Source organism: Actinomadura sp. KC06 (assembly GCF_004348735.1).
In the GTDB taxonomy this organism is placed as follows: domain Bacteria; phylum Actinomycetota; class Actinomycetes; order Streptosporangiales; family Streptosporangiaceae; genus Spirillospora.
This window is the reverse complement of sequence record NZ_SMKT01000280.1, coordinates 1-6495: the sequence shown is the minus strand read 5'-3', so window position 1 is coordinate 6495 and position 6495 is coordinate 1. Positions and strand designations below refer to the sequence as shown.

Genomic DNA, 6495 nt, shown 5'->3' with positions numbered 1-6495 from the left:
CCCTCGCGTCCCCCGAGCGGCCCGGACGCCGCGGACGGCCCGGACGGTCTGGACGCGCTGACGCCCCGCGAGACCGACGTGCTGCGCCTGGTCGCCGAGGGCCTCGCCAACGCCGAGATCGCGGCCCGGCTCGTCGTGGGGGAGGAGACGGTCAAGACCCATGTCAGCCGCATCCTGCGCAAGCTGGGGCTGCGCGACCGCGTCCAGGCCGTCGTCACCGCCTACGAGAGCGGCCTCGTCCGCCCCCGCTCAGGCCGCTGACCCCGCGACCGGCCCCGAGCCGAAGATCGGACCGGCCGAAGAGATCGGACCGGCCCGGGCATGGGTCGGGCCCGTACCGTCGCCGGTACGGGCCCGATCCGCTTAATGTCAGTCGCTCACGCCGACTTCCTGCGCCCCGCGCGCAGGATCTCCAGCCGCTCGGCCAGAACCTCCTCAAGGTCTTCGAGCGTCCTGCGCTCCATGAGCATGTCCCAGTGCGTGCGCGGCGGCTTGCCTTTCTTCGCTTGCGGCAGTTCCCCGTCGACCCGCAGGGCCGTGGCGCCGCAGTTGCGGCATTCCCAGGTCATCGGCACCTCGGCCTCGGCTGCGAGCGTCACGGTGAACCGGTGGCCCTTCGTGCAGGTGTAGTCCACCTCTTGGCGAGGGGCCAGATCGGTGTTGCGATCGTTCTCGTAGCTCGTCGCTCCGAGTCGGGTGCCGCGAAGTGCGCGCTCGGCCATCGTCACGTGCCTCCCAGACGGCTTGCGGTCCTGCTATGACCAACGCTGAATCCCACGACAAGATTCCCCGGGCCAGGATGATCCAACCCTGCCGTTTGCGGCCGCACCGTGCCGCGCCCCCGCGGCGGCACCGCCGCGGCCCGCGCCGGCGGGCCCGCGCGGCCGTCAGCGGCGGGAGGTGAGCACCTCGTCGACCAGCCCGTAGTCCTTGGCCTCGGCGGCGGTGAAGTACCGCTCCCGGTCCAGGTCGCGGCGGACGATCCCGGGGTCCTTCCCGGTCGCCTCCGCCACGATCGCCTCGGTCTGCTCGCGCAGCCGCAGCACCTCGCGGGCCTGGATGTCCAGATCGGTGGTGTGGCCGCGGGCCACCTCGATCGCCGGCTCGTGCAGCAGGATCCGCGCGCCGGTCAGCGCCGCCCGCCGTCCCGGCGAGCCCGCCGCGAGCAGCACCGCCGCCGCCGACCCCGCCTGCCCGACGCACGTCGTCTCGATCGGCGGCCGGACGTAGCGCATCGTGTCGATGATCGCCAGCATCGCCGTCAGCGACCCGCCCGGCGAGTTGATGTAGAGGGCGATGGGCCGGTCGGGGTCCATGCCCTCCAGCGCCAGCAGCTGCGCGGTGACGTCGTTGGCGCTGGTGTCGTCCACCGGCGCGCCGAGGAACACGATCCGGTCCTCGAAGAGCTTGTTGTAGGGGTCGGTGTCCTTGCGCCCGTAGGTGGTCTGCTCCTCGAACTGGGGGACGAGGTAGCGCCGTTCCGCCCGTGTCATGTGCCCACCCGGTCGGTGCTGTCGATGACATGGTCGACGAAGCCGTAGTCGCGCGCCTGCTCGGCGGTGAACCACGCGTCCCGGTCGCCGTCGGCCTCGATCCGCTCCAGCGGCTGCCCGGTGTGGAACGCCGTCCGCTCCGCCAGGGTCCGCTTGAGGTAGAGGGACTGCTCGGCCTGGATCCTGATGTCGGACGCGGTGCCGCCGATCCCGCCGTGCGGCTGGTGCATCATCACGCGCGCGTGCCGCAGCGCGTACCGCTTGCCCCGCGTCCCGGCGCACAGCAGCGTCTGTCCCATGGACGCGGCCATGCCCATCGCGACGGTGGATATGTCGTTCGGGACGAACTGCATCATGTCGTAGATCGCCATCCCGGCGTCGACGACCCCGCCGGGCGAGTTGATGTAGATCGTGATGTCGCGCCGCGCGTCGTGGGCGGCGAGGAGCAGCAGCTGCCCGTTGACCCGGTTGGCGAGCCGGTCGTCGATCTCGGTCCCGATGAACACGATCCGCTGCGCGAGCAGCCGCTCGAACAGCTGCGCCTCCGCCGGCTGCGGCGCCTCCGCCACCTTGGCGTACGTCCTGCCGACGAACGTCTCCGCCCTCCGCTCGCCGTCCCAGCGTTCCGGTCCGCCGCTCACGCGTCCTCCCCTGATCTGTACAGTCCGTACGCTACGTACGTGAGCAACGCTAGACCGGACGGGACGGGGTGACCAGGGGAGGGCGCGGTGTTTCGCTATACGATGAATCACGTGGATGTTCCGGTGACCGAAGCACGTGCCCAGTTCGCGGACCTGGTGAACCGGGTCGCCTACACCGGCGAGCCCGTCACCCTGACGCGGCGGGGCCGCGTGATGGCCGCGCTGATCAGCCCGGAGGATCTGGAGCTCCTGGAGATGGTCCGGGCGCAGCGCGTCGACCTGACGCAGGCGGGGCAGCCGGCGGGTCCGGCGGAGCGCCCGCAGGCCCCGTCCGCGCCGCTGCGGGTCGCGGCCGAGTACCGCCCGCCCGGCTTCAGCCGCTGAGGACCGGCTCAGCCCGAGGCGGTCAGCCCGGGGTGGCGGCCGGACCGGTCCACAGGCCGCGGGAGGCCATGACGTCGCGGAGGACGATCAGCTCGTCGGTCATGATCCCGTCGACGCCGAGGTCCAGGAGGCGTTCCATGTCGGCGCGGTCGTTGACCGTCCAGGCGTGGACCTGCAGGCCCAGCTCGTGGGCGCGGGCGACGAACGACTCGGTGACGAACGGGAGGCGGCCCAGCCCGTAGGGGACCTGGGCGCACGCCACGCCGGTGGCGGCCAGGCGGACGAGCTTGGCGGCCGGCCCGCCGTAGGACTTGGCGCGCAGCGCCATCACGCCGCGCGGCCCCAGCGCCGTGCACACGTCGCCGTCGGTGAACAGGGGCAGACGGGCGCGCATCTGGGCCAGCCGGCGGGTGGAGAACGAGGTGATGCACACCCGGTGCCAGGCCCTGGTGCGGTGCAGCGCCGCGGCGAGGGGGCCGATGACCGGGGCGTCCTTGAGGTCGATGTTGACGCGCGTGTCCGGGAACGAGCCAAGCAGCTCCTCCAGGCGGGGGATGGGCTCGGCGCCGCCGATGCGGGCCTTGGCGACCTCGGCATAGGGAAGCCGGGCGATGGTGCCCGTGCGGTCGGTGACGCGGTCGAGGGTGCGGTCGTGGAAGGCGACGACGACGCCGTCGGCGGTGGCGTGCGCGTCGGTCTCCAGGTAGCGGTAGCCGAGATCGACGGCGCGCTGGAACGCGGGCATGGAGTTCTCGGGCCGGCCGCCCGCGCCGCCGCGGTGGGCGAAGGGGATCGGGCCGGGATGGTCGAGGAACTCGTACGAGCGGCGCACCCGTCCGATTATGCCGAACCCGCGGCCACCCTGGACCTTACTACGTAAAGGCGCTGGGCGGGACGCATCCGGTGCTACGGTCGCCCCCGGAAACCGATCACCGAGGGAGCAGGCCGATGGCGGACGTGAACGAGTACCGGGCGACGTTCGAGCTCGTGGACGTGGACGGCGACGGGTACATCTCGACGTCCGAGCTGAAGAACCTCATGAGCAAGCTCGGGCACGGCATCACCGACACCCGCGCGGTGGAGGTGGTGGTGGCCGCCGACGCCAACGGCGACGGCAAGATCTCATTGGAGGAGTTCACCGCGCTGATGGAGCGGACCGCCGGCTGACGGCTGACGGCGGCCCGCCCCGGGCGGGTCAGGCGGGTCGAGCGGGTCAGGCGGGGCGGCGCCGGACCTTGACGGTGCTGTCGGTGCGGTTCATGACGCGTCCGTCGGGAGCGGTCTGGACGCGGTCGTGCTCGCCGCTGTAGAGCACGTCCCATTCGTCGTCCGGGAGCCGCAGGGACGCCAGGACCTCGGCGGCGGTGGGCAGGTCGGCGGCGGGGTAGGCGTCGGGGTCCCAGGGCGGGGGCCCGGAGTGGCCGACGACCAGCAACGTGCCGCCGGGGGCGACGGCCGCGGCGGCGGCGCGCAGGATCGGCTCGCGCGGCAGGCCCTCCTTGGGGAAGTGCAGGAACGCGGCCGAGACCAGGTCGTAGCGGCCTTCGGGGAAGGACACGCCCAGGTCGTGCCGCTGGAAGTCGATGCGGTCGGCCACGCCCGCGTGGTCGGCGTGGCGGGCGGCGCGTTCGAGGGCGACGCCGGAGATGTCGGTCGCGGTGACGCGCCAGCCGCGCTTGGCGAGCCAGATCGCGTCGCCGCCCTCGCCGCAGCCGAGGTCCAGAGCGGTGCCGGGGTCCAGGTCGCTGATCTCCTGGACGAGCATGTCGTTGGGTTCGCCGCTCCAGAGGTGGTCGTGCTCGGCGTAGCGGGCGTCCCAGAATTCCTGGCGGGCGGTGGAGTCGTCCATGCTCCGATGGTGGACCGTGACCGGCTCGTCCGGCCAATCCTGTTGCGGTTTCGGCAAACACAGCAGCAGGGCCGGGGCGAGGGCGGCCGGTGCGGCGGCGAGGGCGTAGCAGAGGGGCAGGGGCAGCGCGTCGAGGAACACGCCGGTCGCCGCCGCCCCGCCGGAGATGCCGAGGTTGAGGGACGTGCTGATCCACGCCACGGCGCGCGTACGGGCGCGAGCCGGCGTGGCGGCGTCGGCGATCAGGAACGCGGTGGTGAACGTCGGGCCGACGAACAGGCCCACGGCGAAGGCCGCCGCGGCCAGGACGGGGACGGACGGGGCGAGCCCGGCCGCCGCGAGGGCGAGCCCGACCGGGCAGACGAAGGCGGCGAGCCGTCCGCGTCCCGGCTGCGATCTGCCGAGGGCGCCGTAGGCGAGGCCGCCGAGGGTGCTGCCCGCGGCGATCGCGGCCTCCACCCAGGCGACGGCCGCGGGCTGATGGTGCCGTTCGGTGAACGCGACGGCGAGCAGCCCGGTCGAGCCGAGGGCGAAGCCGGTGGCCGCGGCGGCGACGGCCGGCACCGGCGCGAACGCGCGGACGCGGGGGCCGCGCCGGCGGCGTCCGGACGGGTTCGGCGGCACCGCCGGGGAGGCGGCGACGCCGAGGACGCCGGCCAGCACCAGGGCGGCGCTGACGGCGATCCCGAGGGACGGGGAGGCGGCCGCGGCCAGCAGTCCCGCCAGGAGCGGCCCGGTGACGAAGACGAGCTCCTCGGAGACGGTGTCGAGGCTGTAGGCGCGGCGGACGAGCGCGGCGTCCGGGAGGATGCCGCGCCACAGCGTCCGCATGACGACGCCGATCGGGGGCGCGCAGGCGCCCGCGGAGACGGCGACGGCCGCCAGCGGCGGCACGGGCGCGCCGGGACGCCAGGTGAGGGCGGCCAGGACGGCGAGCAGACCGGCGTAGGCGGCCGTCATCGGGGGCAGGACGCGGCGTGCGCCATGCCGGTCGATGAGGGCGGCGCGGACGGGCGACAGGGCGGCGGCGGTGAGTCCGTGCGCGGCCATCAGCGCTCCGGCGCGGGCGTAGGAGCCGGTGGACGCGGTGAACGCAAGGGTCAGGGACAGGAACAGCGTCCCGTAGGAGAGGCGTCCCAGCAGCGCGAAGGTGAAGGTGCGCAGGGCGTGCGGGGTGCGCAGGACGGAGGCGTACGACGCGGTCACGAAGGTGTCCCTCAGAAGGGCCCGTGCGGGGGCCGGTTACGGGGAGGCCGGATGCCGCCGCCCGTGCTCCGCGGCGGCGTGCGGCGCTCTACCCGTAGACGAGGAAATGCACGAGGGAAGTGTAGCCACGGCCCCTATGGGGTGGTCCAGTCGCGGCGGCGTGCTTCGGCGAGGGCGATGGCGGTTGCGACGGCGACGTTGAGGGAGCCGACGCGTCCGAGCTGGGGGATGTAGGCGACGGCGTCGGCGGCGGCCAGGAGGGCGGGGGAGCAGCCGTGGTCCTCGCCGCCGACGGCGAGGCAGACGTCGCCGTCCAGCGGCGCCTCGTGGAGGGGGACGGCGTCGGCGGTGAGCTCGACGGCGACCAGCCGCAGGCCCTCCTTGCGGACGGCGGCGGCGGCCTCGCCGGCGCTGCCTGCGTGCTCCCAGGGGACGAGGCGGGCGGTGCCGAGGGCGGTCTTGTCGACGGCCTTGTGGGTCGGCGGCGTGGCGTTCCCGGCGAGCCAGAGGTGGTCGACGCCGAACACGGCGGCGCTGCGGATGATCGAGCCGATGTTGAACGGCTGGGTGACCGACTCGACCAGCAGGCCGAGGCGGGCGTCGGTGCGGCGGCGCCAGTCGCGGTTGAGGCGCTTGACGTCGGTGCCGCGCAGCTGCCTGCGTTCCTGGGCGGGCGTCTGGGGGCGGTCGGGGCCGCTCATCGGGTGTGGCCTTCCGTGCCGGCTCCTGCGCCGCCCGCCTCCGGGCGGGGCGCGACGCGCAGGACGCGGTAGGCGGACCGGGAGGCGATCCGCTCGGTGGGGTGGCCCCGGGCGTCCAGCCAGCGCTGCAGGGAGTCGGAGCCGAGGTGCTTCTGGACGACGAGGTGGGCGAGGCCGTCGGGGGTGAGGCGGGGGAGCCAGGTGAGGAGGAGGTCGTGCAG

At 73.9% G+C, this 6495-nt stretch carries 9 protein-coding genes and 1 pseudogene; 3 read left to right on the top strand and 7 right to left on the bottom strand.

Translation table 11 applies throughout. The features are described from left to right. On the top strand, positions 1 to 261 hold a 261-nt coding region (locus E1287_RS41365), incomplete at its 5' end, for a helix-turn-helix transcriptional regulator (RefSeq protein ID WP_131971280.1). Between the two features lie 116 nt (positions 262 to 377). On the opposite strand, the gene E1287_RS41360 is transcribed toward E1287_RS41365, so the two are convergent. The 3 genes from E1287_RS41360 to E1287_RS41350 form a co-directional block, all read right to left on the bottom strand. Further along, a complete protein-coding gene (locus E1287_RS41360; RefSeq protein WP_024936496.1) occupies positions 378 to 722 on the bottom strand; it encodes an RNA polymerase-binding protein RbpA in 345 nt (114 codons plus the stop codon). 165 nt (positions 723 to 887) lie between these two features. Beyond that, on the bottom strand, positions 888 to 1493 hold the full coding sequence (locus E1287_RS41355) for an ATP-dependent Clp protease proteolytic subunit (RefSeq protein ID WP_131971278.1): 606 nt from the start codon (positions 1491 to 1493) through the stop codon (positions 888 to 890). Further along, complete coding sequence (locus tag E1287_RS41350) at positions 1490 to 2062, bottom strand: ATP-dependent Clp protease proteolytic subunit (RefSeq protein ID WP_165969448.1); 573 nt, start codon at positions 2060 to 2062, stop codon at positions 1490 to 1492. Before E1287_RS41350 ends, E1287_RS41355 begins: the two co-directional genes overlap by 4 nt. 195 nt (positions 2063 to 2257) lie before the next feature. Here E1287_RS41350 and E1287_RS41345 point away from each other — a divergent pair, with 195 nt between their 5' ends. Continuing rightward, positions 2258 to 2518 carry a type II toxin-antitoxin system Phd/YefM family antitoxin gene (locus E1287_RS41345; protein WP_243719801.1) on the top strand — a complete coding sequence of 87 codons (261 nt, stop codon included), beginning with the start codon at positions 2258 to 2260 and terminating at the stop codon, positions 2516 to 2518. Between the two features lie 22 nt (positions 2519 to 2540). On the opposite strand, the gene E1287_RS41340 is transcribed toward E1287_RS41345, so the two are convergent. Continuing rightward, positions 2541 to 3350 (bottom strand): glycerophosphodiester phosphodiesterase, encoded by an 810-nt coding sequence (locus E1287_RS41340; RefSeq protein ID WP_131971272.1) that lies wholly within the window; start codon positions 3348 to 3350, stop codon positions 2541 to 2543. Positions 3351 to 3466: 116 nt separating this feature from the next. Between E1287_RS41340 and E1287_RS41335 the strand changes: the two genes are divergently transcribed. After that, a complete protein-coding gene (locus tag E1287_RS41335) occupies positions 3467 to 3685 on the top strand; it encodes an EF-hand domain-containing protein (RefSeq protein WP_131971270.1) in 219 nt (72 codons plus the stop codon). Between the two features lie 46 nt (positions 3686 to 3731). On the opposite strand, the gene E1287_RS45230 is transcribed toward E1287_RS41335, so the two are convergent. The 3 genes and pseudogenes from E1287_RS45230 to E1287_RS41315 form a co-directional block, all read right to left on the bottom strand. Further along, the gene (locus E1287_RS45230; RefSeq protein ID WP_207934780.1) at positions 3732 to 5573 is read right to left on the bottom strand and encodes an MFS transporter; all 1842 of its coding nucleotides are present in this window, start codon (positions 5571 to 5573) and stop codon (positions 3732 to 3734) included. Between the two features lie 134 nt (positions 5574 to 5707). Next, on the bottom strand, positions 5708 to 6274 hold the full coding sequence (locus E1287_RS41320; protein ID WP_131971268.1) for a TrmH family RNA methyltransferase: 567 nt from the start codon (positions 6272 to 6274) through the stop codon (positions 5708 to 5710). Next, positions 6271 to 6495, bottom strand: a pseudogene (locus tag E1287_RS41315) (MFS transporter); the annotation flags it as partial. The gene E1287_RS41320 and the pseudogene E1287_RS41315, both read right to left, overlap by 4 nt.